19 protein-coding genes are annotated in these 26,054 nt (G+C 65.6%); 6 read left to right on the plus strand and 13 right to left on the minus strand.

The window, feature by feature from the left end:
- Positions 1-15: 15 nt before the first annotated feature.
- From KY494_RS02435 to KY494_RS02460, 6 genes are read right to left on the minus strand one after another with little or no spacing between them, the layout of a single operon-like run.
- Entirely contained in the window at positions 16-1,095 is a 1,080-nt protein-coding gene (locus KY494_RS02435; protein WP_219891443.1) for a FemAB family XrtA/PEP-CTERM system-associated protein, read from the minus strand.
- Positions 1,095-1,946, minus strand: coding sequence for an XrtA system polysaccharide deacetylase (locus KY494_RS02440; protein ID WP_219889736.1), 852 nt, complete (start codon positions 1,944-1,946; stop codon positions 1,095-1,097). Before KY494_RS02440 ends, KY494_RS02435 begins: the two co-directional genes overlap by 1 nt.
- Positions 1,943-3,103 carry a non-hydrolyzing UDP-N-acetylglucosamine 2-epimerase gene (gene wecB, locus KY494_RS02445; protein WP_219889737.1) on the minus strand — a complete coding sequence of 387 codons (1,161 nt, stop codon included), beginning with the start codon at positions 3,101-3,103 and terminating at the stop codon, positions 1,943-1,945. Before wecB ends, KY494_RS02440 begins: the two co-directional genes overlap by 4 nt.
- A 12-nt stretch (positions 3,104-3,115) precedes the next feature.
- Positions 3,116-4,645, minus strand: coding sequence for a TIGR03016 family PEP-CTERM system-associated outer membrane protein (locus tag KY494_RS02450; RefSeq protein ID WP_219889738.1), 1,530 nt, complete (start codon positions 4,643-4,645; stop codon positions 3,116-3,118).
- Positions 4,629-5,462 (minus strand): XrtA-associated tyrosine autokinase, encoded by an 834-nt coding sequence (locus tag KY494_RS02455; RefSeq protein ID WP_219889739.1) that lies wholly within the window; start codon positions 5,460-5,462, stop codon positions 4,629-4,631. The genes KY494_RS02450 and KY494_RS02455 overlap by 17 nt, the downstream gene beginning before the upstream one ends.
- A 19-nt stretch (positions 5,463-5,481) precedes the next feature.
- On the minus strand, positions 5,482-7,011 hold the full coding sequence (locus KY494_RS02460; RefSeq protein ID WP_219889740.1) for an XrtA system polysaccharide chain length determinant: 1,530 nt from the start codon (positions 7,009-7,011) through the stop codon (positions 5,482-5,484).
- A 252-nt stretch (positions 7,012-7,263) separates the two neighbouring features.
- Between KY494_RS02460 and KY494_RS02465 the strand changes: the two genes are divergently transcribed.
- Both KY494_RS02465 and KY494_RS02470 read left to right on the plus strand, forming a co-directional pair.
- The gene (locus KY494_RS02465; RefSeq protein ID WP_219134468.1) at positions 7,264-7,887 is read left to right on the plus strand and encodes an XrtA/PEP-CTERM system exopolysaccharide export protein; all 624 of its coding nucleotides are present in this window, start codon (positions 7,264-7,266) and stop codon (positions 7,885-7,887) included.
- Positions 7,888-8,087: 200 nt separating this feature from the next.
- The gene (locus KY494_RS02470; RefSeq protein ID WP_219889741.1) at positions 8,088-8,834 is read left to right on the plus strand and encodes a long-chain N-acyl amino acid synthase; all 747 of its coding nucleotides are present in this window, start codon (positions 8,088-8,090) and stop codon (positions 8,832-8,834) included.
- A 1-nt stretch (position 8,835) separates the two neighbouring features.
- Here the strand turns inward: KY494_RS02470 and KY494_RS02475 are convergent, their stop codons facing one another.
- The 3 genes from KY494_RS02475 to prsT are packed head-to-tail and all read right to left on the minus strand — an operon-like array spanning position 8,836 to position 14,897.
- Entirely contained in the window at positions 8,836-9,618 is a 783-nt protein-coding gene (locus KY494_RS02475; RefSeq protein ID WP_219889742.1) for a serine protease, read from the minus strand.
- Complete coding sequence (locus KY494_RS02480; protein WP_219889743.1) at positions 9,615-12,110, minus strand: hypothetical protein; 2,496 nt, start codon at positions 12,108-12,110, stop codon at positions 9,615-9,617. Before KY494_RS02480 ends, KY494_RS02475 begins: the two co-directional genes overlap by 4 nt.
- A 3-nt stretch (positions 12,111-12,113) precedes the next feature.
- Positions 12,114-14,897 carry an XrtA/PEP-CTERM system TPR-repeat protein PrsT gene (prsT, locus tag KY494_RS02485; protein ID WP_219889744.1) on the minus strand — a complete coding sequence of 928 codons (2,784 nt, stop codon included), beginning with the start codon at positions 14,895-14,897 and terminating at the stop codon, positions 12,114-12,116.
- Positions 14,898-15,110: 213 nt separating this feature from the next.
- Between prsT and KY494_RS02490 the strand changes: the two genes are divergently transcribed.
- Both KY494_RS02490 and KY494_RS02495 read left to right on the plus strand, forming a co-directional pair.
- On the plus strand, positions 15,111-16,433 hold the full coding sequence (locus KY494_RS02490; RefSeq protein ID WP_375143453.1) for a nucleotide sugar dehydrogenase: 1,323 nt from the start codon (positions 15,111-15,113) through the stop codon (positions 16,431-16,433).
- Entirely contained in the window at positions 16,433-17,596 is a 1,164-nt protein-coding gene (locus tag KY494_RS02495) for an SDR family oxidoreductase (protein ID WP_219889745.1), read from the plus strand. The genes KY494_RS02490 and KY494_RS02495 overlap by 1 nt, the downstream gene beginning before the upstream one ends.
- Before the next feature lie 225 nt (positions 17,597-17,821).
- Here KY494_RS02495 and KY494_RS02500 read toward each other — a convergent pair whose 3' ends face one another.
- From KY494_RS02500 to KY494_RS02510, 3 genes are read right to left on the minus strand one after another with little or no spacing between them, the layout of a single operon-like run.
- Entirely contained in the window at positions 17,822-19,354 is a 1,533-nt protein-coding gene (locus KY494_RS02500) for a SpoVR family protein (protein WP_258194608.1), read from the minus strand.
- Complete coding sequence (locus KY494_RS02505; RefSeq protein WP_219889746.1) at positions 19,351-20,547, minus strand: DUF444 family protein; 1,197 nt, start codon at positions 20,545-20,547, stop codon at positions 19,351-19,353. Before KY494_RS02505 ends, KY494_RS02500 begins: the two co-directional genes overlap by 4 nt.
- 2 nt (positions 20,548-20,549) lie before the next feature.
- Positions 20,550-22,514: a serine protein kinase gene (locus KY494_RS02510; protein ID WP_219889747.1), complete on the minus strand. Its 1,965-nt coding sequence runs from the start codon at positions 22,512-22,514 to the stop codon at positions 20,550-20,552.
- Between the two features lie 275 nt (positions 22,515-22,789).
- On the opposite strand from KY494_RS02510, the gene KY494_RS02515 reads away from it, so the two are divergent.
- Together KY494_RS02515 and KY494_RS02520 are read left to right on the plus strand one after the other, a co-directional pair.
- Positions 22,790-23,971 carry a S1 family peptidase gene (locus KY494_RS02515; protein WP_257572103.1) on the plus strand — a complete coding sequence of 394 codons (1,182 nt, stop codon included), beginning with the start codon at positions 22,790-22,792 and terminating at the stop codon, positions 23,969-23,971.
- Positions 23,972-24,141: 170 nt separating this feature from the next.
- Complete coding sequence (locus tag KY494_RS02520; RefSeq protein WP_219889748.1) at positions 24,142-24,477, plus strand: hypothetical protein; 336 nt, start codon at positions 24,142-24,144, stop codon at positions 24,475-24,477.
- A gap of 66 nt (positions 24,478-24,543) precedes the next feature.
- Here KY494_RS02520 and KY494_RS02525 read toward each other — a convergent pair whose 3' ends face one another.
- Positions 24,544-25,980 carry a catalase gene (locus tag KY494_RS02525; RefSeq protein WP_219889749.1) on the minus strand — a complete coding sequence of 479 codons (1,437 nt, stop codon included), beginning with the start codon at positions 25,978-25,980 and terminating at the stop codon, positions 24,544-24,546.
- Positions 25,981-26,054 lie beyond the last annotated feature (74 nt).

Here is a 26,054-nt window from a genome sequence, read left to right on the forward strand (position 1 = left end):
GGCGTGTCCCCTTCCTTAGCCCAGTTGCCGCACGATGTGCGGCCCCAGCAGGTTGGCCAGCGGCAGCGGCAGACGGCGCCAGGCGCGGATGAACAGCGCGTATTTGGGATTCAGTGGATTGACTTCCGGCAAGGCCTTGGCGCGCACGAGCTGGTAGGCATACGGCAGCGGCTGCGGCGTAAAACCCCAGTTCTTCTTGAAGTCGTATGCCCCGGTCCCCAGCTTGCTGCGGCCGAAATCGAACAGGCGGTAGCCACGCGCGCTGGCGCGGCGCATCGCTTCCCAGTACATGAAGTCGTTGGCGCCCGTGCTGCGCGCCAGCGGCGTGCCGCCGCCGTAATACGGCAGCACTTCATCGCGGAAATAGAACAGCAGCACGCTGGCCTGCGCCTGCTGGCCGTGGTACACGGTGAGGATCTCGCAGGCGTCAGCAAACACCGCGCGCAGCAGGGCAAAATGGCGGCGCGCGAAGACGGGCGTGCCGAGCCGGTGCACGCTGGCCGCATAGATCGGGTAGAAGCGCTGCAAGTCATAGTCGATGGCGCTGTGCAGGCCGCCGGCCATGGCCTTGCGCACGACGGCGCGCTGCTTGCGGGGAATCGCCAGCAAGTTCTGTTCGGCATCGGGATGCAGGGGACGGCGGAAGGTCGCGTACAGGGGTTTGTGCAGCCAGCCGCCTTGGGCATTGTCCTCTACCTCGCACCAGCGGTATTCCAGGTGCCCCACGCCGAGGCGCCGCGCCAGCGCCAGCGCCGCTTCGTCGAGGGCCAGTCGCACGGCCGGGCTGCCGCCGGCGATGCCGCCGTACACGCAAAACGGCAGCGAGACGAGGGACGAGCCGAACAAGCGGCTGCGCACATGCGCCAGCGGCAACACGGCGGCGATGCGCCCGTCCTGTTCCGCGTACAGGAAATGGCTGTCATGGTGAAAACCTTGCTGCATGATGGTGTGCCAGCCGGCGCGGTGAAAGAAGGTGGCTTCGGGACAGGTCTCGACAAAGGCATCCCAGCGCGCATGTTCGTGCGCCTGCAGGAATCGCACGGCAATGGCGGCGCTGGACGGCGCCGGATCGACAGGAAGGCTGGCCTCGTGCATCATGTGCTTTCCAAAAAAATACGGTCCATGCGGTCCCAGGGGAAGTCGCCCGTCAGGCGCGCCAGCCGCGCTTCCATGCGCCCCAGGTTCAGGTAGTGGCGAAAGCGCGTCTTCGCGCTCAGGCCCGGCGGGCGCGGCTGGCCGGGATCGAGTTCCCAGGGATGAAAATAGAATATGCCAGCTTGCCCGTCGCGCGAATTGATGCGTCGCAAAAGCCAGCGCGACAGTGCATACGGCATCAATCTGAAGTAACCGCCGCCGCCGGCCGGCAGGTTGCGCCCGCGCAAGCGCACTGTGCTGACAGGCAATTCCAGCATGCCGTGCGGCCCCCGTGGGCGCCAGGCGAAGCGCGGTGCATCGGGCATGCCGTAATGGTCGTGGCGGATCGGATAGATGCTGGAACTGTAGCGGTAGCCCGCTTCCTGCAGCACGTCGAAGGCCCACAGGTTGGCCGCGCCGATGGAAAAGCTGGGCGCCCGATAGCCGTGCACGGGCAGCCCCGTCAACTGTTCCAGGATGGTCTTGCTGCGCCGCACATCGTCGGCGAACTGGGCGGCCGACTGGCCGCTGGCGCGCAGGTGCGCATAGCCGTGGCTGGCCACTTCGTGCCCCGCGTCGGCCACGCGGCGCAGCATGGCCGGATAGCGCTCGGCAATCCAGCCCAATGTAAAAAAAGTGGCGTGGATGCGCCGGCTTTCCAGCAGCAGCAAGATACGTTCGATATTCGCCTCGACCCGGCATTCCAGGCGGGGCCAGTCGGCGCGCGCGATGTGCGGCGCGAAGGCGGACACCTGGAAATAGTCTTCCACGTCGATGGTCAGCGCGTTGCGTAGTATGGCTGGCGGCGTCATGGCGTGCCCGGGCGCGCCGCCAGCCAGGGGGCGATGACGGCGGCGATGCGCTCGGCTGCGTGGCCATCCCACAGGGGCGGAATGCGGCCCCGCTTGCCGCCCGTCTCCAAGATGCCCCGCGCCAGCGCCAGAATGGTGGCCGGCTGCGTGCCGGCCAGGGTATTCGTGCCGGCGCGGACGGTGACGGGGCGCTCCGTATTGTCGCGCAGGGTCAGGCAAGGCACGCCCAGGGCCGTGCTTTCTTCCTGGATGCCGCCGGAATCGGTCAGCACCAGGCGCGCGCCCTGCATCAGGCCCAGCATTTCCAGGTAGCCCAGCGGCGGCAGGCAGACGATGGCCTGCCGCGCCAGCAATGGTTCCAGGCCCGCCAGACGCAAGCCTGCCAGGGTGCGCGGGTGGATGGGAAACAGCAGCGGCAGCTGGCATGACAATTGCCCAAGCGCCTGCAGCAGCGCTGCGAGTTGCGCCGGATCATCGACGTTCGACGGCCGGTGCAAGGTCAACAGGCCATACGCGGGCGGGCAGGCGTGGCCGTGGGGGCGCAGGGTGGTTTCGGGCTTGACTGCGCGCGGCAGTTGCCGCCGCAGGCTGTCGATCATGACGTTGCCCGTGAAATGGATGCGTTCGGGGGCGATGCCTTCGCGCAGCAGGTTGTCGCGCGCGCTTTCTTCGCTGGTCAGCAGCAGGCTTGATAATTGATCCGTCAGCACGCGGTTGATTTCCTCGGGCATGCGCCGGTCGCCGCTGCGCAGGCCCGCCTCGACGTGGATCACGGGGATGTCGCGCTTGGCCGCCACCAGTGCGCACGCCAGGGTGGAATTGACGTCGCCCACCACCAGCACGCCATCGGGCGCCAGCGGCGGATGCGCGTCGAGCACGGCGTCGAAGCGGCGCATGATCTCGGCCGTCTGCTGCGCATGGTTGCCGGAGCCGACGTCGAGCGATATGTCGGGTGCGCGCAGGTCCAGATCCGTAAACAGCTGGCTATTCATGGCCGCATCGTAATGTTGGCCGGTATGCAATAAGGTTACGCGCACGGCGGGCGCCTGGCGCGCCAGGGCGGCCAGGATGGGCGCCATCTTCATCAGGTTGGGGCGCGCGGCCACCACGCACAGCAGGTGCGCGGGCGCGGCGGACGGTAGCGAACGATCGGACATGCTGCGGCCTCCTTAGAATTGCATGGTGAGCGTGGCGCTGACGCCGTTTTCGCGGTAATCGCCGCCGTAGTTGCTGGCGTGCCGCGTATGCCGCACGTCGATGCTGGCCGTCATGTTCGGCTGCAGGATGCGGCTGTAGCCGGCCGTCACGGTGATGTTGTTGTCGCGCCGGGGCACGCTCAGCGAGCGCACGCCGGCGTAGCCGGCATTGACATTCACGCTGGTGCGCGCACTGGCTTGCCAGTTCCAGCCGACGTTGGCGCCGATCTGGCGCGTGCGGTCTTCGCTGCCGAACTCCATGCCGGGCAGCAAGGCGCTGTCGATGCCGCTGGCCGTTTGCGCCGTGCGGTCGACGGCCGTGACGCCGACGACCATCGTGCTTTTGGCCGTGGCGCGCGCCATCGTCAGCTTCAGCTGCTCTTCCAGGAAATAACGGTGGCTGAAGTAATTGATGGCGCCCCGTTCCGGCCCCAGGCTGTTGGCGTAGCGCAGGAAGGCATTGATGCGCAAGCGCCTGTCGCGCGCGTTGGGAAAGATGCCGCGCCATAATTGATCGAGCAGCTGGCCCGCATCGAGGTCGCCCAGGCGCGCAAACTGCGTGGGCATGGTGGTGATGTCTTCGCTGTAGCTCAGTTGCCAGTTGGTATGGCGCTGCAGGAAGTTGGCATCGAGGCTGTAGGTGTGGCCAAAAAAGCGCTTGCCCGTGCTGAAGGCCACGCTGGTGCGCGGCGACGGCGTCCACACGCCGCCCAGCGACCAGAAACGGCCTTCCGGCGCCTTGCCGTTGCTCGAGATATAGCCTTCCTTTTCCATGCCGCCGCTGGCCGTGGCCGCCCATTTTCTGCTGAACGGATAGCGCAGGCCCACGCTGCTGCGCTGCATGCGCACGGGCGCCAGCTTGCTGTCCTGCGTGCGGCGCACATCGTGGCTGGCGTTCCAGGACCAGCCCTGGCCGCGCGGTTCGCCGCTGAGCAGCAATTCCATTTCATCGCTGTGCACGGACAGCAGATCGCCGCCGCTGGCTACCGTATTGCGCGTGTAGCGCAGCTCGGCCGTGGCCAGGCCGCGGAAGCGGTGGCGCAGGTAGGGGCTGATGCTGGTGGTGCGCACCGTGCTGGTATTGTCCGTGTCGGGCAGATCATCGATCAATTGCGGGCCGAACGGCGAGATGTTGCGCCGGCTCACGCTGGCGTTGGCATCGATGAAGAACCAGTCCTGCATCACCTCGGCGTCGGCTGCGGCGTGCAAGTCGTGGTTGTCGCTATTGCCGCGCTGCCCGGAGAGGTATTTGTGCCAGCTGTAATCGAGGTTCACGCGCAGGCGCGGGCCCGTGCCGATGAGGGCGATGGCGGGCGCGATTTCCGTGATGAAGTCCGATTGCGCCTGGCCGGGCGGCGCGCGCGTGGCATTGTCCGTATAGCTTTCGCGCAGGCGCAGCGAGGGCTTGACCAGCCAGTCGACAGCAAAGGCCGGCAGGGGCAGCAGCAGGGACAGCAAGGGCAGCAGCGGCAGCGGAACCCGGCGGCTAGTCGTAATAGCCATAGCCGTAGTAGTCGTTGCCGGGGAACGATTTGGTCTTGTTGTAGATCAGATGTATGTGTTCGCACGCTTCGATCTGGCGCAGCGCTTCCTTGACGGCGTGCTGGGTCGTCGTTTCCGCCTCGACCACCATCACCACCTGGCCCATCTGTCCCACCAGCGCGTGCGCTTCGCTGGTAATCAGCAAGGGCGGCGAATCGAAGACGACGACGCGGTCGCCATAGCGGCTGGCGATCTCGGCCAGCAGGCGGCTCATGGCCCGGCTGGCCAGCAATTCCGTCGCGTGCTTGTTGCTGCGCCCGGCGGGCAGGATGCTCAGGTTGGCCACGTTGGTTTTCAGGATCACGTCCCCCATGGCCAGTTGCGGGTCGAGCAGCACGTCCATCAGCCCCGGCTCCGGCGACAGGCCCAGCACTTTCAGCACGGACGGGCGCGCCACGTCGGCATCGACCAGCAGCACCGTGATATCCATTTCCATGGCGATGCTCATGGCCAGGTTGACGGCGCAATACGTCTTGCCTTCGCCGGGCATGGCGCTGGTGACGACGATCAGGTTGCCGTGGTGGATGGCCTCGTCGCCGCTGGCGCGCGCCTGGCGCAGCAGCGGGCGCTTGATGATGCGGAAATCTTCGGCCACCGAACTGCGTCCGCCTTCCTGCGTGAGCATGCCTTGCTCCGCCAGCCAGGCCAGGTTCAGCGGGCGGTACTGGGGGTTGCCGGCCGCCGCCGCGCCATCCGCAACATCTGGACCATAGGGCACGCCGGCCTCGGCCACGCCCAGGATCGTGGGTTCCTGCTTGCCGCTGTCCTTGCTGCTCATCGTCGCTCCCTTGGTGGCTCTAGAATTTCAGCAGCGCGGCCGTCATGACCCCGCCGTACAGCACGAACAGGCTGCCCAGGCAACCGGCAAACGCATAGCGGGCGCGGCGGCGGCGCACCTGCTGCAGCGGCGTCCAGTTCATCGATACCGTGCCCAGCACATTCAAGCCCGTGGCATCGCGCAGTTCGGCGGGGCTGAGGAAGGTGGGGCGCACCTGGCTGATCAGGAGAGCCGTGGCGATGCCGGCCACCAGGGCCGCGCCCAGCGCCGCGGAAAACAGCAGCGGACGGTTCGGGCCGACGGGCGCATATTGCACCGTGGGCGGGTCGATGATCTTGAAGGCCATCATCTCGGTGGTGGAACTGAGTTCGCCCGACAGCTTGGCCGCTTCGCGCCGACCGATCAGCTTTTCATAGTTTTCCTTGTTGATGACGTAGTCGCGGTTCAGTTGCGCCAGCTGCGATTCCACCTCGGGCACGGCATTGCTCTGCGCCAGCAGGCGCTCATTGCGCGCGCTGTACTCCTGCACGCGGGCACGGATGGCGGCCACCTTGGCATCCGCATCCGTCAGCGCCACCTTCAGCTGCTGCAGCATGGGGCTGTAGTTCTTGCCCGGGTCGCCGGACGCCGTTTTCAGCTTGCTTTCCTCGATCTTGCGCTCCTCCAGTTGGGCGATGAGGCGCTTCGAGGCGATGATGTCGGGATGCAATTCCGTAAATTGCATGCGCAGGCTGTCCAGATTCTTGTTGAGCGTGGCGATGCGCTCGTCGAGTTCGGGATTCGTGATCGATGCCGCGTTCGGCTCCAGATCGAGCACGGGTTCGTCGCCCTCGATCTGGCTCTGGATGGCCTTGCGCGCCTGTTCCGCCTCGACCAGTTCCAGCTTGGCATTGTTCAGGCTATCGGACGACATCAGCAGCTGGCTGCCATAGTCGATGCCCTGGCGCGGCAGCAGCAGGTTGTTGCGGATCTTGAATTCCTTCACCAGGTTTTCCGCCGCGCTCAGCTTGTCCTCGTAATTCTTGATCTGCTCGTCGATGAATTGCACGGCCTTCTGCGAATCGCCCTTTTTTTCCTGGAAACTGCCTTCGACAAAGATGGTCAGCAGGCTTTGCACCACGTCGCGCACCAGCTTCGGGTCGCGCCCGCTGTAGCTGATGGTGTAGATATCGTAGGCGTTGGTGCCGGTGATCTTGATGCGGCTCATCAGCTCATCGAGCCGGGCTTCGTGTTCGCGCACGGTCTTCGAATCGAGGTCGAGGTCGACCATGCGCATGACGCGCTCCACGTTCGGGCGGCTGAGCAGGGTGCGGCTCATGATGGCCACCTGTTGTTCCGTGTTCGGCACGCTGGTCATGCCGGCCAACAGCGGCTTGAGGATGGTTTGCGTATCGACAAACACGCGCGCCGACGTCTGGAAGTCGTCGGGTAGCGTAATGACCTTGATGAAGCCGACTATCGCCACCAGCCACGCCACCAGCAGCGCATGCCAGCGGTACTTCCAGATGCCTTTCAGGCTGGAAAGCAGTTGCTGTATCAATTGCTCCATGTCGCTTCCTTCAGGTGACGGTGCTGCACGGTCGATGGCTGGGCGGCGCGGACAACGGCGTCTTGCAAGAAATGCTTGCCTGTTGAGTAAGCAAAGTATAGGGCGGCTGTGGAGCAAAATTTCCCAAGATGATTGCTTCTTGATACGCCTCAAGGTTCACTTGCCGGGTTTTAATAATCATAGGAAGTTCGCGGCCCAGGCTGGTTCTGCGGGGCCGGCCATGGATGCGCCATCGACTCGAAGAGGCTCCGCATGAATCCGTTTCGCCGTGCATTTGTATGCCACACGCTGCTCCTGGCCTGTACCAGCAGCTTGCTGGGGGGCTGCCGCACCCGCTATCCGCTGGCGCCCGCCGACGACAGCGCCCCCATGCACGACTACCTGATCGGCCCGGGCGACTCCGTCAACATCATCGTCTGGCGCAATCCGGAAGTGTCGCTGACGGTGGCTGTGCGGCCCGATGGCAAGATCACCACGCCGCTGGTGGAGGATTTGACCGCCAGCGGCAAGACCTCGACCCAGCTGGCGCGCGATATCGAGCAAGCCTTGGGCAAGTTTATCCAGCAACCGGTGGTGACGGTCATCGTCACCAATTTCTCGGGCCCGTATGGCGAGCAGATCCGGGTCATCGGCGAGGCGGCCAAGCCGCAGGCGCTGCCGTACCGCCTGGGCATGTCGCTGATGGACGTGCTCATCGCCGTGGGCGGCATCACTGACTTTGCCGCCGGCAACAAGGCCAGCATCATCCGCATGCGCGACGGCAACCAGCAGCAGCTGGGCGTGCGCCTGGACGACCTGCTCAAGAGTGGCGATATTTCCGCGAACGTCATGATGCGGCCGGGCGACGTGCTGCTGATACCGGAGAGCTTTTTTTAGCAGCGGGCTCGGCAATATCAAAACAGCACTTATATTTGTCAATTTGTACTTGCAGGCAAATTTCAGCATGCAATTTTGCTACTGAATAGCATATTTCTTCTGTTTTTTTTGCCTGACGCGGGAACTTCTCTGCTTTTTATCTTGTCACAAGGCATTGGCTTCAGTCCGTCTTGACGGCTGCCGATGAACGTGAGGACAAGATGAGCTTTGAAGATGAACCTATTATTTCCTTCGACACGCCAGGTGCTTTCAGTGACCTGGTGGTGGGCGAGGGCCAGATCGACCCGGCGATGGAGCACGAGCTCGACCTGCAGCGCTTTCATATCCGCATGGCCAATTCGCGTGGCCGGCGCGAGGCGGCCAGTTTGCTGATCCGCAAGATGTACGGCTGGCGCGGCTATGCCGTCGATCCAGGCATCGCGCATGCGCTGAATAAAATCACCCTGTTTGCGGAAACGGCGGGCTCCACCGTCGGCACCATGACCCTGTGCCTGGACAATGACGAGACGGGCTTGCCCGCCGATGAAAACTTCCGCGACAAGCTCGACGTGCTGCGCGAGCAGGGGCGCCGGCTGTGCGAACCGTCGCGCCTGGCCATCGACAAGGGCGTGAGCAAGCGCGTGTTTGCGGCGCTGATTCATATTTCTTATATTTATGCCCACAATATTCACGGCTTTACGGATTACGTCATCGAAGTCAATCCACGCCATGTGGTGTTTTACAAGCGCATGCTGGGTTTCAAGGATTTTGGCGGCGAGCGAGAGTGCACGCGCGTGGGGGCGCCGGCCGTCTTGCTGCGCCTGGACCTCGACTACATGGGGGCCCAGATACGCAAGTACGGCGGCATGATGGAACAGCATGGGGGTGAACGGTCGTTTTACCCCTTTTTTTTTCCGACATGGGATGAGCCAGGGATTACCGACCGGCTCAGGCAGGGGCGCAACTGACTCATTTATTTTTCAGCAAGATCGCCTGCATGTGGCTGCCCGGAATCGCGTAGGTGATACCGCTGGGCGCGGTGATGGCCGCCTCTTTCAGGCCCTTGACATACACCATGTTGACGATGCCGTAGACGATGCCGGTCTCGGGATCGAACAGGGGGCTGCCGCTGCTGCCCGGATACGCCGTCGCGTCCAGCTGGAACACCGTGTACGGCGCTTTTTGCAGTTGCGCCAGGCGCCGGGTGTCGAGGCGCTGCGCGGTGGCGCTGGGCCTGACCACCGGCGTCAGCGACGATACGGTGGCGCGGTGCGTGACGTGGTGCAGACCCAGTAAGGTACCCAGCGGAAACCCGGTAAAGGCCATGGCCTGGCCTTCGCGCACCGTGGCCGCGTCGCCCAGCGCCAGGGCCGGCAGCGGTGCGCCAGCCAGGCGCAGCAAGGCCAGGTCGTGTTCGGTGTCCACCGCCTGGATTCTGGCGGGGCGAAATTGCGCCGCCTCGCCCTGGCCCGTGAGTATGCCGATGGATTCGTCCGGACTGGCGTCGAGCAATTTCTGAACCACATGGGCGCAGGTCAGCACGCTCAAGCCGTCGCCCGCCACGAAACCCGTGCCGAGGAAATTCATGGGCGGCGTGCGCGTCGCCTGCAGGCTGCCCACGCCGACGACGGACGGCTTCACGCGCGCAATGACTTGCGCCAGGGCTTGGTCGGCGCGGCAGGGCGCGCTGGCCACAGCCAGGAGCAAACCGGACAGCAGGACGGCGGAGAATGTCAACGGCGGGGATTTCATGGCGGCAGGCTTTCAAGGGGAGGAGGTAGCGGGGGCTGCAGCAATGCGCACAGCAGCATCAGATAGCACAGCAGGGCGATGCGCGGCACGTCGAGCAGGCTGTCGAACAGGCCGACGACGAGAAAACCCAGCAGGGCGGCGGCGCAGGCCAGCGCGCACTGGTTGCCCGCCGTTGCCTGGCGCAGCAGGCGCAGGCCGGCCAGGGATAACAGGGCCAGCAGGGACAGTGCGCCGCACCAGCCCGTTTCCACCAGCACATGCAGCGCCAGGCTCTTGATATGCCACGGCAAGTGATGGTGGTCGCTGCTGAAAAACCAGTAATTGTTGGCCTGCGTAAAGCGCCCGTTGGCGATCATTTCCTCGCCGCCGGGCGCGCGCAGGCTCAGATTGTCCACGTCGATCACGGACGAGGTGGCCGTGCCGCTGGCCGCCAGTTCCAGTTGCACGGGCGGGCGCAGCAGCCAGGCGCCCGCGCCCAGCCATTTGCTGTCGAACGGCACTTCATAGTGCTGCCAGGCCGGCACGGGACTGCCAGGCGGCGGCGCCCGCAGGCGCAGGGGGACAGGCACGCAAGCTTGTGCGTACAGCAATTGCCGCTGGCACAGGCGCACCAGCAGCACGGGCATGGGGCCGCTTCGGCGCGCGTCCAGCGCCAGGGTGTAGTGCGTGGCCGGCTGCAGCGGCAGGCGTTGCAGCAGCCGCAGCAGTTCGCCATAGCCGGCGCTGTAGCCGGGGCTGGCCAGGCGCACATAGGTGTTGGGGGAATTGCCAGGCTGGCCCTCTTCTTGCGCATACGCGATGCTGGCCGGCACATCGCGCCCCGGATTGTGCCAGTAGTACGTGGCAGGAAAGCTGCCCATGCCCATGCCGAACAGCTGATCGCCCCAGTCGGACGGCTGCATGGCCAGCACTTGCCGCCAATGGCGCAAGCGCCCTTGCATGTCGAAGGCTGTGGTGGCGAAACGTTCGGTGGCGTAATAGCTGGCCGAGACGGGGATGGCCAGCAGCAGCAGGATGCCGGCCGCGCCCGCGATGCTCAGGCTGGCCCGGTCCAGCCGCCATAGCGGCGCGCGCAAGCGTCCATTGCACAGCATCAGCATGGCCAGCGACACGACCAGCCCGGCCGGCGCCAGGGCGGGCGCACCGGCCCAGTGCCAGCCTATCCAGACGAGATTGCATGCCAGCATGGTCCACGCCATCATCGCCAGGACCAGCCTGGCAGGGCCTTTGCCGGCGGCGGCGCCCGGCCACAGGGGGCCGGGCAGCAGCGCGCCCGCCAGCAGCAGGGCGGCCAGCAGGAACAGGAAGTACGGTCCTTTCAGCCAGCCGGCAGCCGGCTGGCCGGCCCCTTCCGGCCACCAGCTGGCAAGCAGCCCCTGCAGGCACAGCGCGCACAGCAGGCTAGCCGGCGCCAGGCGCCACGGCAAAGGCCGCGCCGCCAGCACGAAGCTGGCCGCGAGCAGGACGACGGCGGCGAGCAAGCCCCGGTAGCCGGCCAGGCTGAACATGTATACGAGCAGGACGGTGCCCAGGCCGGCCAGCAGGAGCATCAGCAAGGGTTTGCGCATGGGGCGCCGGCCCGTCGGGCGCCGCGCCGCGCCGGGGCCTGTGCGCAGGATGTGCCACAAGGCCAGCAGCATGGCCGCCGCCAGGGCCGCGTACAGACCGCGTGAAAAGGTGGTACATGCCGCGTGCAGGGCCAGGGCCAGCAGCAGCAAGGCCAGCGCCGCCTGCCAGCGGCTGCGCGCGCGCGCCAGCCACAGGCCCGCAAATGGCAGGCTCAGCGCCAGATAGCCGTCCAGCGCGGCGCCGCCCGTGTGCATGGCGGAAAACGGCGCCGTGATGCGGTAGTCGCTGGACAGGTTCGTCAAACCGGGAAACACCGCCCGCTCCCACAGCGCGAACAGCGATACCATGGCCAGCCCGGCCAGCATGCCCGGCAGCGCGTAGCGGCGCAGGGCGGACGGCTCCCCATCGCGCAGCAGCAGCGGCAGCAGCAGCATGCTCCAGGCCCAGGCCTTGCCCAGTCGCAAGCTGTTGTAGGGGCTCAGGTAATTATCCCAGGCATACACGTCGAGGGGCGGCAGCGGCAGCACGCCGCGCAGCAGCGCCGCCAGCCAGGCCAGGCTGCACAGCAGCAGGCAGGCGCGCGCGGCGGGAGAAAGCTGCGCCGCGGCGCTCCGGGCCGGTCCGCCCAGGCGCCAATAGCCGCAGGCTACCGTCAGCAACAGCAGCACGTCGATTTCTTCGAGGAAGAACCAGCCCGTCCACGGCGCCAGGTCGAGCACGGGCAGCAGGGCGGGCACGCAGAACAGCCAGCAGGCGGGACGCCAGCACAGCAGCAGGAAATAGGCGGGCAGCAGGGCGGCGAACAGCAGGCCGGGCCAGCCGTGGCCCAGCGGATAATGGCGCAGGGCCAGCATGCAGGCCGCGCCCGCCAGCAAGGCCAGCAGCCGTGCTGCCAGGCCGGGCAAGGCCGTGTGCGTCGCCATGGCCTAGAGCTGGGTCAGCAAGGCCTGCGCCTCGGCCCGCTGCGGGAACTCCTTGTTGGCGGCAAGCAGCTGTTCCAGTTGCTTGCGCGCCCCCGGCTTGTCGCCCGATTTCGCCAGCGCCGCAGCCAGGTGGTACTGGATCTCGGGCAACTTCGGCGCCAGGCCGGCCGCCTTGCGCAGCAGGGTGGTCGCGCGTTTGACGTCGCCGTGTTCCAGCACGATCCAGCCCAGGGTGTCGAGCACGATGGGGTTGTCCGGCACCAGCTTGAGCGCCTGCTCGGCCGTCGCCTGCGCGCGCGGATCTTTTTCCTGCTGGTACGCCCAGGCCAGGTCGTTCAGCGCCGCCACATTGGCCGTGTCCTTGGTAGCGATGTACTGCAGCTGTTCGATGGCCGCGCCGTATTGCTTTGCCGCCAGCTTGACGCCGGCCAGGTAGGTGCGCACGCCCAGGTCATCGGGCTTGTCCTTCAGCCAGGCCGCCATGCGCGCATCGGCCTCGCGCACCTGGCCCGCGGCCAGCATGGCGCGGTGCAGCTGCACCTGCATGGGGCCAATATTGCTGAGCTGGATGGCGTGTTGGTACAGCTTGACGGCTTCCTGCGGCAGTTTCTGCGCCATCAGCACGTCGCCTTCGAGCTTGTAGCCAGCCGCCAGCTTCGGCTGGTGTTCCTGCACCTGGCGCGCCACGGCCAGCGCATCGCGCTGGCGATTCAGGCTCAGCAGCATGGCCACTTCGACCACGCGCGCTTCGAGCAGGGTCGGGTCAAGCGCTTGCGCGCGCTTGACGGCTTGCAGCGCATTGTGGCCGTCGCCCAGTGCCAGGTGCAAGCTGGCGATGCGCATCTGCAGCGGTGCCGACGTCGTCTGTATGCTGGCCAGCTTGCTGTAGCTGTCAAGCGCCGCCTGCGTCTGGCCGGCGCCGTATTCGACCTGCGCCCGCAGGGCCAGCGCATCGGCGTCGCCCGGGTGGCCCGACTGCAGGGTGCGTGCCAGTTCCAGCGCCTTGTCGGGCGCGCCCGTCCGCAGGTAAAAGTTACTCAGCAGCAGGGCCGGCGCGACGGCGTCGGGATTGTCGCGGTGGGCCCGCTCCAGCCAGCGTCGCGCCTCGTCCGTCTTGCCCTGCGAGGCGGCCAGCTTGGCCAGCGCCGCGCACAGGTCGGCATTTTTCGGCGCTTTCGCCAGCGCCCGCTCGAAGCGCTGTTTCGCTTGTTCCGGCTTTTTCCCGGCCAGGTCGAGTTGCGCCAGGTTGTTCAGCGCGGGGAGATAGACAGGGTCCATCCCCAGCGCCTGCTCGAAACTGGCGCGCGCGGCGGGGACGTCGCGCAAGGCCATGTAGACGCCGCCTTTCAGGTTCAGCAGCAGGGGATTCGTGCCTTTCTGCTGCTGTTCCAGCATCTTGACGGTGGCCAGGGCCTTGTCGTTCTGTTTGTTGCGCAGCAAGGTCAGCACCAGCATGGTGCCCACCTGCGGCGTGCTCTTGTCGAGCATGCTGGCGCGTTCCAGTTCGTCGATGGCCCGGCTGTTCTCGCCCATGCCCAGGCGGCTGATGCCCAGCGCCGCATGCAGCCTGGCCGTGTCCGGCGCCAGGGTAGTGGCCTTTTCGAAATACGCCGCGGCCTTGTCGTAGCGGCGCGCGCGCAAATGCGCCTCGCCCGCCAGCGACAGCAGTTCCACGTCGTCGGGAAAGGTGGACAGCACGGGCAGCAGCAGGTCAAGGGCGGCATCCGTGTTGCCGCGCATCAGTTCGATCGACGCCATCATCTTGAGTGCGTACAGATGTTGGGGATACACGGCCAGGAAGCGCTGCAGATAACTTTCCGCCAGTTGCGGCGAGCCCAGCTTCAGCTGCACGGCGCCGGCCAGCAGGATGGACGGCATGTGGTCGGGCGCCGCCTTGAGCACCAGTTGCAACGATTGCAGGGCCGCCTTGTTCTTGCCCTGGCGGAAATCGAGCAGCGCCTGGGTCTGCAGCAAGCCCAGGCTGTTGGGTGCCGTCTTGCGCGCCGTGGCCAGCTGGGCCGCCGCTTCCAGGTAGCGGTTTTCCAGCAGATCGAGGTTGGCCAGGTCGATATGCGCCTGGGTATTGTCCGGCTTGAGCTTGAGGATCTGCAGGTAGGCGAGGCGCGCCGCGTCGTTCTTGCCTTGCAGGCGCTGCAGGTCGCCCTGCAGGCGCAAGGCGTCGAGGTTGGCGGGCGCGCTTTTCAACGCCTGGGCCAGCAGCAGCTCGGCCGCCGTCACCTGCTGCTCCAGCGCCGCCAGGCGCGCCAGGCCCAGCAAGGCTTCGACCTGGTCGGGATGGGCTTCGAGCAGGCGCGAGTACAGGGCGCGCGCCTCGTCCCGGCGGCCCAGAGCCAGCAAGGCATCGCCGCGCAGGGCCAGCACGCTGGCGGGCTGCGCCGCATCATCGGCGATCTCGGCCAGTACTTTGTCGAACTGGCCCAGCATCAGCAAGGCCTTGCCCAGCAGCGGCATCACTTGCTGCGCCGACAGGCCCAGCGACTTTGCCTTGCGCAATTCTTTCTCGGCCGATAGCGCTTCGCCCGTATCGATATAGATGCTGCCCAGCAGCAAGCGCGCCGCCGCATTGTCCGGCTCCTTTTGCAGCAGGTTCTTCAACTGGATGATGGCGGCGCGCGCCTCGCCCTTCTGGCGGTACTGCTGCGCGTCGGCCAGCAGCGATGCGCTGCTCTGCGTGCCGTGGCACCCCGTCAGCAAGGGCAGCAGCAGGGTGCAGCACAGCGCGGCGGCCGGCAAGCCGGGGAAAGGGCGGGGCAGGGTACGGGCCATGGAAGTCTCCGGTAGCGGCGTGCGTGAAGGATGGGCATGGCCTAGCTTAAAAAGATGGGCGCCGCTCTCCTTGATTGCGCTCAACAAGCCGCCGTTTGTCCGCGCGCCGGCTGGCCGCCGCCCCGTGTTTCTTGTTCCCGCTCAAGAATGGCCGGATCGGCAACCGTAGAATTTCCCGGACGGCGATGCTCAGGCCGCAACCATTGGGAGCACATGCATATGGACAGCAAGGTGGATGGCACTGCGAATAACAAGGCGGGCGTGGTGGCGGTGGTGGGGCTCGGTTATGTCGGCTTGCAGCTGGCCGTGGCGTTCGGCATGCGCCAGCGCACCATCGGCGTTGACTTGTCGGCACGCAAGGTAGAAAGTTACCGCAACCATGTCGACCCCACGGGCGAAGTGAGCACAGAACAGCTGCGCGCGGCGCAGTGGCTGAGCGTGGGCTGCGATCCGGCCGAGCTGCAACTGGCCGATTTCATCGTCGTGGCCGTCCCCACGCCCGTCGACAGCGCGCACAATCCCGATTTCTCCGCCCTGGCCGGCGCCAGCGCGGCCGTCGGCCGCCATATGCGGCGCGGCGCCACCGTCATCTACGAATCCACCGTGTATCCGGGCGCCACCGAGGAAATCTGCATCCCCATCCTCGAGCGGCATTCGGGCCTGCGCTGGAAGGAAGATTTTCATGTCGGCTTTTCGCCCGAGCGCATCAACCCCGGCGACAAGGACCACACCCTGCACAGCATCCGCAAGGTGGTTTCGGGCGACGACGACGCCACGCTGGACAAGGTGGCCGCCCTGTACGAAGGCGTGGTCGCGGCCGGCGTGCACCGGGCCTCGAGCATCCGCGTGGCCGAAGCGGCCAAGGTCATCGAAAACACGCAGCGCGACCTGAACATCGCGCTGATGAACGAGCTGGCCATCATCTTCGACCGCATCGGCATCGATACCCTGGAAGTGCTGCAGGCGGCGGGCACCAAATGGAATTTCCTGCCGTTCCGGCCCGGCCTGGTGGGCGGCCACTGCATCGGCGTCGACCCGTATTATTTGACGCACAAGGCGGAAATGCTGGGCTACCATCCGCATGTGATCCTGGCCGGGCGCCGCATCAACGACGGCATGGCCAAATTCGTGGCGGAAAAGACCATCAAGGAAATGGTGCGCGCCGGTTTCAAATTGAAAGGGTCGCACGTCAACGTGCTGGGCCTGACCTTCAAGGAAAATTGTCCGGACTTGCGCAACTCGAAAGTGGTCGACATGATCCACGAACTGCAATCGTACGGCGTGCAGGTGCATGTGCACGACCCCGTCGCCGATGGCCGCGAAGCGCTGGAAGAGTATGGTTTGAGCCTGGAAAGCTGGGAACAGCTGCCGCGGGCCGAGGCCATCATCAGCGCCGTCTCGCACCAGGCCTTGCTGGCCCGTCCGCTGGCTGACTTCCAGGCCAAGGTGCTGGAAAACGGCTGCTTCATCGACATCAAGTCGCATTTCGACCCCCACCCGCTGGAAGACGGCGGCCTGCACGTGTGGCGGCTGTGATGGCGGCCGATACCCTCGATCCGGCCGGCGGCGATAGCGCGTATGCCCAGGCCTGCGCGCAGCTGGCGCAAACGCCGCGCCGCTGGCTGGTGACGGGCGTGGCCGGCTTCATCGGCTCGCACCTGCTGGAAACCTTGCTGCGGCTGGGCCAGGAAGTGCGCGGCCTGGACAATTTCATGACGGGCCACCGCCATAATCTGGAGCAAGTACGCGCCAGCGTGGGCGAAGCGGCGTGGCGGCGCTTCACCTTCATCGAAGGCGATATCCGCGACCCGCAGGCGTGTGCGCGCGCGTGCGGCGCGCCAGCGCCGGCCGCCGGCAGTGGCGACGGCAAGGCAGATGGGGGCGGCGGCGGCTTGAGCGAGCACGGCAGTGCCGATCCGGGCGGCCCCGTCGCCGTCGATTTTGTGCTGCACCAGGCGGCGCTCGGTTCCGTCTCGCGTTCGCTGGAAGACCCGCTGCTGTGCCACGCCGTCAATGTCAGCGGCTTCCTGAACATGCTGGCCGCCGCGCGCGACGCGGGCGTGCGGCGCTTCGTGTATGCCGCGTCCAGCGCCACCTATGGCGACCATCCGTCCTTGCCGAAAGTGGAACAGCATATCGGCGCGCCCCTGTCGCCGTATGCCTTGAGTAAATATGTCAATGAACTGTACGCGCAGGTGTACGCGCGCTGCTACGCCATGCAGACGGTGGGGCTGCGCTATTTCAATGTCTTCGGCCCCAGGCAAGACCCGCTGGGCGCCTACGCGGCCGTCATTCCCCGCTGGATCACCGCCATGCTGGACGGCCAGGCCGTGCACATCCATGGCGACGGCGCCACCAGCCGCGACTTCTGCTTTGTGCACAATGCCGTGCAAGCGAATATCCTCGCCGCCACGCGCGCCGACCCGGCAGCCGTCAACCAGGTCTACAACGTGGCCGTCAACGCCCGCACCAGCCTGACCCAATTGCATGCCACGATACAGCAGATGCTGCTGGCCGCCCGCCCGCGGCACGTGGCATTGGCACCCGAATATGGCGAATTTCGCGCCGGCGACGTGCGCCATTCGCAGGCGGACATCACCAAGGCGGCCCGCTTGCTCGGTTATGTGCCCACGCACGACCTGGCGCAAGGCTTGCGGCACACCATCGCCTGGTATGTGGAGCAAACGGGCCTGGCGTGAGGGCGCGGATCAGATACACATCAGATACACATCAAAATGCGTATCAAATGCGTATCAAATGCGTATTCAGTGCGTATTCAGTGCACATCAAGTGCACCTCAAGTACGCATCAGCTGCGCATGATGTCCGCATGAGGAGCCTGCCAGGTGCCCGCATTGGCGGCCGGCGTCGATGCTGCGCAATGCCTGCATCGATACCGCACAGGGCCCGCGCCAGGTGTGCCGTTTAACGCTGCACGGGTGCCGCTGTCGGTGCTGGCGATGCTGGTGGCTTGGGCGGTTCGGGCACGCCGTCGCTCTTGCTGTGCAGGACACGGGGCGTGCCGCGGAAATCGGCCGTATGCAGGGTGACGGGGCGGCGCCAGATGCGGGCGATGTACGCCAGCACCTGTTCCGCCCGCTCCAGGTCGAGGCCGCGCCCGTCGCGCTGGTGATCGTGGCGCAGCACCAGGCTGCCGTCGTCGTTGAGCAGGGTGACGGCGATGCACGGCGCGCCATAGTTGTATTTGGGTGCCAGGATGGCTTCGCGGATGGCCCGCAAGTCGCGGCTGGCCAGGCGCGTTTCGCCGTCGCGGCGGCTTTCATGCACGAACAGGCCCAGGCGATCAGCCAGTTCCCCGTCCAGATAGTTGCGGATGAAACTGCAGTCATCGTCGTCGCGGCAAATCTGGCGCGCCCGCGCCAGTCCTTCGCGCTCGATGATGTGCTCCCACATGCAAAAGCCCAGGTGATAGGGATTGACGGCCAGCGCCTGCTGGTGCTCGCCCGCGTAAGGGCGCACCACGTCCGAATGCGACTTGATGGCGGCCAGATACAATGCGGGGGGCAGGAAGTCGGCTTCGCGCAGCAAGCGCGCATGCCAGTACGAGGCCCAGCCTTCGTTCATGATCTGGCAGGCGTACACGGGATAGAAGTAAAACGACTCTTCGCGCACGGCCAGGAAAATGTCGCGTTCCCAGTCGGCCAGTTCCGGCCCATGTTGCGCGATAAACCATAGTAAATCGTATTCGGCTTGCGGCGGCACGAGCGGGCGCTGCGTCACGCGTGCCCGTGCCGCTTCGCGCGCCGCCAGCGTGGCTGCCTCACCGGGCAAGCGCCGGTAACGCCGGTCAAACGCGTCGTCTGCGGCGGCATCGGGTCCAGCTGGCGTGCCCGCGACGCCGGCTGGCCCCGATGCCGCGGCATAGGGCGGGCGGTGCAGCTCGGCATGGATGTCCACATGCTGTTCCAGCGCCAGTGCCGCGTCGAGCACGGCTTCCACCTGCTCTTGCCCGTGGCGTTGCAGCGCTATTTCCAGACGCTGCGCCCGCGCCGCGCTTTGTTGCAGGATGTGCTGGCCCGCCATGGCGCCGAAGCGCAGGAACAGGGCATTACGGCTGGCAAAATCGGCGTGACCGAGCACATGCGCCGTGACGAGGGTGTTTTCGGCCACGGAATTGTGTTCCGCCATGTAGGCATGGCAAGGGTCGCCGGGAAACATGACTTCGAAAATGTGCGAGTTGCCCATCTTCTGATGGACGAGCTGGTGGATGTAGCGCACGCCGAACGACCAGTGACGCATGCGCACGGGCAAGCCATAGATGGCGATCTCGTTCATGAAGTTGTCCGGCACCAGCTCGAACTCGACGGGCGCAAATGCCAGGCCCAGCTCGCGCGCCAGCGCTTCGATGCGCGCCGCGTAGCCGTCCAGGCCCATGGAAGCGGCCTGGTCGGCCTGGTCTGGCGCACCGCTTTGGTTCCGGGCGTCAGGCCGCGTCATGACGCTTCCTCCGTGTCCGCCGCCTCGTGCTGGAAAAAGGTGCGGATGGCTTCCCACACATCGTCAGGCTTGCTGAGGATGCTGCTGTGCAAGGGCAAGCCCCGCCGTTCCTGCTCGGCGCACAGGCTGTGCATTTCCGTTTCCAGGCTGCGTGGCACGCCGGGCAAGGTTTCCACATAGCCCATATAGTTGAGCAAGGCGGCCAGTTCGCCCAAGGCCAGGCTGGCGGCCGCCCGGTCTTCGCTGAAATTTTCGCCATCGGAGGCATAGAACAGATAGGTGTTGTAGCGCCCCGGCGCATAATGTTCCTGCAGCAGTTCGCGGCTCAGGCGAAAGGCGGTGGACGCCATGGTGCCGCCCATGCCATTGACCTGGAAGAATTCGGCTTCGGAAAATTCCCAGGCCCGCGTCGTATGGGCGATGAAGCGCGTTTCCACGCGCGCATACCTGCGCCGCAAGCCCTGCAAGGCAAAGAAAAAGAAGGATTTGGCCAATTTGCGCTCGGCTTGCGCCATGCTGGCCGACACGTCCAGCACGAAAAACACGACGGCATTCGTGCTGGGCCGGGGCTGGGCCAGCACCTGGCGGTAACGCAAGTCATCATTGGTGAAGGGCACGGGCTGCGCTTGCAGGGCACGCCGCTTGATCGCTTCCTTGACGGTGCGGCGCCGGTCCAGGCGCGAGCGGGCGCCATGCCGGTCCAGACCGCTGCGGACCAGCCGCACGTCGTCGATCGCGCCCAGGTGGCGCGGCTTCAGGTGCGGCAACTCGAAGGCGTCCCACAGCCAGTCGAGGATGTCGTCGATGGGAAACTCCAGCAGCAGGCGCACCGTCCCCTCGCCATCGCCGCCTTCGCCTGGCCTTCCGGCACCGCCCGTGGCGGCGGGATGGGCCGCGCGCAGGATATCGCCGGGCTGGCCGTCACCCTGGCCCGCGCCCGCGCCCACGCTGTTGCGCGCGGGCGCCAGGCGGAAACGCGCGTGTTCGAGCAGGCGCATGGGCACTTGCACCGTGCGCTGCTGCGGTCCGCCGATCAGGTCAGGCGTGGCGATCAGCTCGGGCAAGTGCGCCTGCACGGCGTCGCGTACTTTCTGGTTGTGGCGCAGCCAGTCGCGCGCGCCGCGCGAGAACAAGCCGTACCAGGGCCGGGCCAGGGCAGGCGCGGTGGACACTGGCGAAGTCGTGGCGGCCATGGTTATTCCTGCGCCAGCAAGGTGGTCACGTAGTTGAGCGCTTCGCGCGCGCTATGGGCGTCATAGCCGTATTCGTCCACCAGGCGCTGCTCGACGGCGGAGATCCTGGCCCGCACGTCATCGTCGGGGCGCTTGGCCGAACCGACCAGGCGCAGCACGTCGCGCCGTTGCTCGAACAGATATTGCTGGATGGCATCGTGCAATTGCGCGTGGCTACCCAGGCCAAAGGGCTCGCCCCGCTTGAAGGCGCTCATGGCCTTGCGCACCACTTCCTGGCGGAACGACTGCTTGCCCGCGTCGCTGATATGGATTTTTTCTTCCACGGCGCGCAGGAAGCGCTCGTCGGGACGGCGCTCTTCACTGGTGATGGGGTCGCGGATCTGGCGGTTGTCGAGCATGGCTTCGACTTCATCGAGATATTTGTTCAGCAAGTCCTGCGCTTCTTGCTCGAACGACACGAACAAGGCCTTGTGCACATCGGCCTTGACCCAGCGGTTATAGAAATCCTTGCGCGTGAGCACCAGGTAATCGACCCACTGGCGCTTGCGCCTCGGTTCGATGCGCGCATCGCTTTCGATGCCATCCTTCAGGGCCAGCAGCACGTCCATGGTGGAGAGACTGTTGCGCTGGGCGGAAATGATGGCGTGCGACAGGGCATTGATGACGAAACGGGGCGACACGCCCGACAAGCCTTCGTCGGGCGCCTTGTCGCGCTCGCGCAAGCGGCGGATGTCGGCATGCTGCAAGTCGTCGACGTCTTCGTCCGCATACACGCGCAGCTTCTTGACCAGCTCGGCTTCCTTGGCCTCGCCTTCGGGCAGGCGGCTGAGGATGGCGAACACGGCCGCCGCATGCAGCACGTGCGGATCGAGGTGCACGTCGCGGAAGGCGGGCGTGGCCGCCAGGATCAGCTTGCGGTAAATGCGCGCTTCTTCGCGGTAATTGAGTGTATATGGCACTTGCACGATGACCATGCGGTCGAGCAGTGCCTCGTTTTCACTTTCTTGCAGGAATTTGCGAAACTCGGCCAGATTCGTGTGCGCGAGGATGGTTTCGTCGAGGTAAATCAGGGGGAAGCGCGACACCTTGACATTCTTTTCCTGCGTCAGGGTGAGTAGTAAATACAGGAATTCGCGCTTGACCTTGAGGATTTCGATCATTTCCAGCATGCCGCGGCTGGCCGCATACACGGCGCCGGACCAGGACCAGGCGCGCGGATCGCCTTCGTCGCCGTACTGCGCCACTTTCGACAGGTCGACGGAACCGACCAGGTCGGCCAGGTCGGCCGTGGTGGGGTCGTGCGGCGCATACGTGCCGATGCCGCAGCGGCCCGCCTCGGACAGGTGGATGCGTTCGACGGGCATGCGCAGGAAATCGCCCGCGTACTGTTCTTCCAGGCGGGCGCGGCAATGGGGACACAGCTCGCCATGCAGCTCGGCGTCATAGCTGGCGCGAAAGTCGGCTCGCATGCTGTACGGCACCAGGTGCAGCGGCGATTCGTGCACGGGACAGCCGGCGATGCCGTACAAGGCGCCTTCGCTGCTGTGGCTGTATTCTTCCAGCCCCCGCTTGAGCAGGATCACCAGGGTCGACTTGCCGCCCGATGGCGGGCCCAGCAGCAGAAGCATGCGCCGGCCCACCTCGGAGCCGGCGGCCGCCGCCTTGAAGTAGGCGGCGACCCGGTCGATCGCCTCGTCGATGCCGAACAGCTCGTCGTCGAACAGGCGGCAGCGGAAGCGCCCGCTGTCATCGGTCTGGCCGTTCCAGCGCATCATGTCCCACAGGTACTGGTGCGCGCTGCGCGTCAGCAGGGCCGCGCGGCCGGGCAGGATTTGCTCGATAAACTCGGCAAAACTGCCGCGCCAGGGACTGATGCGGTGTTTTTCCGCCCAGGCCGCCATGCCGTGGACAAAACCGGCATGCTGGCCTGCTTGCTCGCCCGCAGGCGCGTCGTCGTGGCGTGTCATACCAGGGCTCGTCATTGTTTCCCCATTCATACCGTTGCTGCCGTTGCTAGCGTTGCTGCCGTGGCGCAGGCCCGGTTCCAGCCTGTCGATCCAGTATACGGCGGCGCCTCTGCCCGCACGCCTGATCTCGCTCAACCTTGACGAGGGAACTATTTTTGCCCTCCTTTGGCCCCTTTGGCGCAGCGCAGCCACACGCCTGCGCAGTTCAATCCAGATCAATACCGGCCGGCGCGGCCCGTCCACACTGGATATTCAGAGCGACCCACGAGGAGAACATGATGATCGGCAATGAGAACGGTTTCAGCACCCCGCCCGGCAGCAGCGGCAGGGGGCAAAGCGCGGACGATGAAGAGGCCATCGGCCAATTCGCCGCTCCCGGCGCAGACGACAATATGATCGAGAGCGCGTCCGTCGCGGACGTGCCCGACGCCTTGAGCGGCGTCAGCATGGAATTGCTGGAAATCAAGCGCAGCATCGAAGACGGCATGCGCCAGGGCCTGGCTCAGGCGGCCGGCGTGCGCGCCGCCGATGCCTTCAGCGACGGCGGCAATATCCAGGGCGTGTCCATCGGCCTGGGCGAGGGCGCCAGCGACAGCTCGTCCGGCGAACCGGGCTTGCCGGCCCTGACCCTGTACGTGGCCGAACCGACGTCCGTCGATCGCGCCAAGGCCGCCATCGTGGGGGCCATGGGCGTGCGCGCCGTGGCCAGCGACCGGGTGCCCGTGAATATCGTCGTCACGGGCGTGATCGACGCGCAACCGCACCGTTTCCGCTTGCGTCCGGCGCCGGGCGGCGTGTCGGTCGGGCATTTCCGCATCACGGCCGGCACCATCGGCTGCCTGGCCGTGGGGCGCAGCGCGCCGCGCAACAGCCGTTTGATGATTCTTAGCAATAATCATGTGCTGGCCAATTCCAACGGCGGCGTGTTCAACGACTGCATCGTGCAGCCTGGCCCCATCGATGGCGGGCGCTGTCCGCAAGACCAGGTGGCCGTGCTCGAGCGCTTCGTGCCCATCAATTTCGGCGGCGGCGTCAACTTCGTCGATTGCGCCACCGGCTGGGCCTGGCCAGACCGCGTGCGTCCCGAACTGGTCTACCTGAGCGGCGGCGTGCCAGCGTACTTCCGCATCAGCAATGCGCTGGTGGCGCCCGCGCTGGGCATGCTGGTCGGCAAATCCGGGCGCACGACGCAATTGACGCAGGGCCGCATCACGGGCCTGGGCGCCACCATCAACGTCAATTATGGCGGCGGCAGGATCGCACTGTTCCAGGATCAGATCGCCATCACGGGCGTCAGCGGAGCGTTCAGCGCGGGCGGCGATTCCGGCTCGTCCATCTGGACCTGGAACCAGCAGCGCAATCCCGTCGGCCTGCTGTTTGCCGGCGGCGGCAATATCACGTTTGCCAACCAGATGCGCAGGGTGGTGGTGGCGCTCGACATTAATTTGTACACTTGAGCACGGTCACAGAAAACGGCGCGGCGGCGTGATGCTTGCTTGCACTGCGCCACTTTTTGCACGATGATGATAGGGTCAGGTGTGGCTGCCATGCATGGCCTGGCGGGCAAGAGGCGCTGCCGTGCCTCCTTGTTCCACGCGTGCCATGGGCAGCATCAGGAGGATGTGTCATGTCAAACAGTAAATTTGTAACAGCGCCTTATGCCGTCTTCGAGGATGCGGCCATGCCGTATATGCCGGACGAGGCCAGTGGCCACGCGGTGGCGGGCTTCGCGCATGCCGCACCGCCGCCCGGCCGGCTGGAAGCGGCAAAGCGGCGCAACGAGCGGGCCCTGATGGCGATCGATGGCGTCGAAGGCGTCAGCCTGGGGCAGACCGCCATCGGCGGCGAAGCCCTCGTCGTGTATTTGCGCGATGCGTCCGTCAAGCGGCGCGTGCCGTCGCAGGTCGATGGCTATCCGGTGGAAACGAGCATCACGGGCCAGATCGATATCCAGCGCTGGTAGGGGTGGCGTAGATGCAAAGCAAGAAAAGCCCGCATGCGGGCCTTCCTTGCCAGGCTTGCACTTACGCTATTTGCTCAGGCGGGCTATCGCTTCGGCCACGCCCGCGCCATACGCGGGGTCGCACAGGGTGCAGTTGCCGATGTGGCGTTGCTTGACTTGCTCCGAGGCACCCGAGATGGCGCGCGCCGTGTTGTCGAACAAGGCTTGCTGCTGTGCCGCAGTCATCAGGCGGAACAGGGCGCGCGGCTGCGAATAGTAATCCTCGTCGACCCTGTGGTTCCAGTGGTCGGCCGCGCCCTCGATGCTCAGTGGAGGTTCGCGGAAATCGGGCTGCTCGGCCCATTCCTGCTCGCTGTTCGGTTCATAGCCCAGAGTCCCGCCCTGGTTGCCGTCGACGCGCATCTGGCCGTCGCGGTGATAGCTGTGGAACGGGCACTTCGGCGCGTTGACGGGGATATGGCTGTGGTTGACGCCGAGGCGGTAGCGCTGCGCGTCGCCATACGAAAACAAGCGGCCTTGCAGCATCTTGTCCGGCGAAAAACTGATGCCGGGCACCACGTTGGCCGGGTTGAAGGCCGCCTGTTCCACTTCGGCAAAGTGGTTGTCGGCATTGCGGTTCAGTTCCAGCACGCCCACCTCGATCAGCGGATAGTCGCCGTGCGGCCACACTTTCGACAGGTCGAACGGGTTCAGGTGATACGTGCCTGCCTCTTTTTCCGGCATGATCTGCACGTACAGCGTCCAGCGGGGGAAATCCTTGTTTTCGATGCTGTCGTACAGGTCGCGGTGCGAGCTTTCGCGGTCCTTGCCCACCAGCTCCTCGGCTTCCGCGTCCGTCAGGTTTTCAATCCCTTGCTGGGTTTTAAACGTGAACTTGACCCAGAAACGCTCGTTTTGCGCATTCAGGAAGCTGAAGGTATGGCTGCCGAAGCCGTGCATGTGGCGGAAGCTGCGCGGCAAGCCCCGGTCGCTCATCACCACCGTCACCTGGTGCAGCGCTTCCGGCAGCGAGGTCCAGAAGTCCCAGTTGCTGTTGGCGCTGCGTAAACCCGTGCGCGGGTCGCGCTTGATGGCGTGGTTCAGATCGGGGAATTTCAGCGGGTCGCGCATGAAGAACACGGGCGTGTTGTTGCCGACCAGGTCCCAGTTGCCTTCTTCCGTGTAGAATTTCAGGGCGAAGCCGCGGATATCGCGTTCCGCGTCCGCCGCGCCCCGTTCGCCGGCCACCGTGGAAAAGCGCGCGAACATCGGCGTTTGCTTGCCCACTGCGCCAAAGATTTTCGCCCGCGTGTAGCGCGTGATGTCGTGCGTGACGGTAAACGTGCCGTGCGCGCCGGAACCCTTGGCATGCATGCGGCGCTCGGGGATGACTTCGCGGTCGAAGTGGGCCAGCTTTTCCAGGAACCATACATCTTGCAGCAGGGCAGGGCCGCGTGGGCCGGCCGTCTGGATGTTCTGGTTGTCGACGACAGGCGCGCCAAAGGCGGTGGTCAGCTTTTTCATTGGACTCTTTCTTTATAGGGAGGTCGACGGACGAGCCAGGGCCTACCCAAACACTGGCTGGGCTGAGCATTGCG

The organism is Janthinobacterium sp. PAMC25594 (assembly GCF_019443505.1).
Lineage (GTDB): Bacteria > Pseudomonadota > Gammaproteobacteria > Burkholderiales > Burkholderiaceae_D > Janthinobacterium.

Bases quoted from the DNA above. Each gene is read 5' to 3' on its own strand.
- KY494_RS02515 (WP_257572103.1), top strand. From the start codon at position 22,790: ATGATGATCGGCAATGAGAACGGTTTCAGCACCCCGCCCGGCAGCAGC.
- KY494_RS02455 (WP_219889739.1), bottom strand. From the start codon at position 5,462: ATGAGCAGCAAGGACAGCGGCAAGCAGGAACCCACGATCCTGGGCGTG.
- KY494_RS02450 (WP_219889738.1), bottom strand. From the start codon at position 4,645: ATGGCTATTACGACTAGCCGCCGGGTTCCGCTGCCGCTGCTGCCCTTG.
- KY494_RS02440 (WP_219889736.1), bottom strand. From the start codon at position 1,946: ATGACGCCGCCAGCCATACTACGCAACGCGCTGACCATCGACGTGGAA.
- prsT (WP_219889744.1), bottom strand. From the start codon at position 14,897: ATGGCCCGTACCCTGCCCCGCCCTTTCCCCGGCTTGCCGGCCGCCGCG.
- KY494_RS02495 (WP_219889745.1), top strand. From the start codon at position 16,433: ATGGCGGCCGATACCCTCGATCCGGCCGGCGGCGATAGCGCGTATGCC.
- KY494_RS02505 (WP_219889746.1), bottom strand. From the start codon at position 20,547: ATGGCCGCCACGACTTCGCCAGTGTCCACCGCGCCTGCCCTGGCCCGG.
- KY494_RS02525 (WP_219889749.1), bottom strand. From the start codon at position 25,980: ATGAAAAAGCTGACCACCGCCTTTGGCGCGCCTGTCGTCGACAACCAG.
- KY494_RS02500 (WP_258194608.1), bottom strand. From the start codon at position 19,354: ATGACGCGGCCTGACGCCCGGAACCAAAGCGGTGCGCCAGACCAGGCC.
- KY494_RS02435 (WP_219891443.1), bottom strand. From the start codon at position 1,095: ATGCACGAGGCCAGCCTTCCTGTCGATCCGGCGCCGTCCAGCGCCGCC.
- KY494_RS02475 (WP_219889742.1), bottom strand. From the start codon at position 9,618: ATGAAATCCCCGCCGTTGACATTCTCCGCCGTCCTGCTGTCCGGTTTG.
- KY494_RS02465 (WP_219134468.1), top strand. From the start codon at position 7,264: ATGAATCCGTTTCGCCGTGCATTTGTATGCCACACGCTGCTCCTGGCC.
- KY494_RS02520 (WP_219889748.1), top strand. From the start codon at position 24,142: ATGTCAAACAGTAAATTTGTAACAGCGCCTTATGCCGTCTTCGAGGAT.
- KY494_RS02470 (WP_219889741.1), top strand. From the start codon at position 8,088: ATGAGCTTTGAAGATGAACCTATTATTTCCTTCGACACGCCAGGTGCT.
- KY494_RS02490 (WP_375143453.1), top strand. From the start codon at position 15,111: ATGCATATGGACAGCAAGGTGGATGGCACTGCGAATAACAAGGCGGGC.
- KY494_RS02460 (WP_219889740.1), bottom strand. From the start codon at position 7,011: ATGGAGCAATTGATACAGCAACTGCTTTCCAGCCTGAAAGGCATCTGG.
- KY494_RS02480 (WP_219889743.1), bottom strand. From the start codon at position 12,110: ATGGCGACGCACACGGCCTTGCCCGGCCTGGCAGCACGGCTGCTGGCC.
- wecB (WP_219889737.1), bottom strand. From the start codon at position 3,103: ATGTCCGATCGTTCGCTACCGTCCGCCGCGCCCGCGCACCTGCTGTGC.
- KY494_RS02510 (WP_219889747.1), bottom strand. From the start codon at position 22,514: ATGACACGCCACGACGACGCGCCTGCGGGCGAGCAAGCAGGCCAGCAT.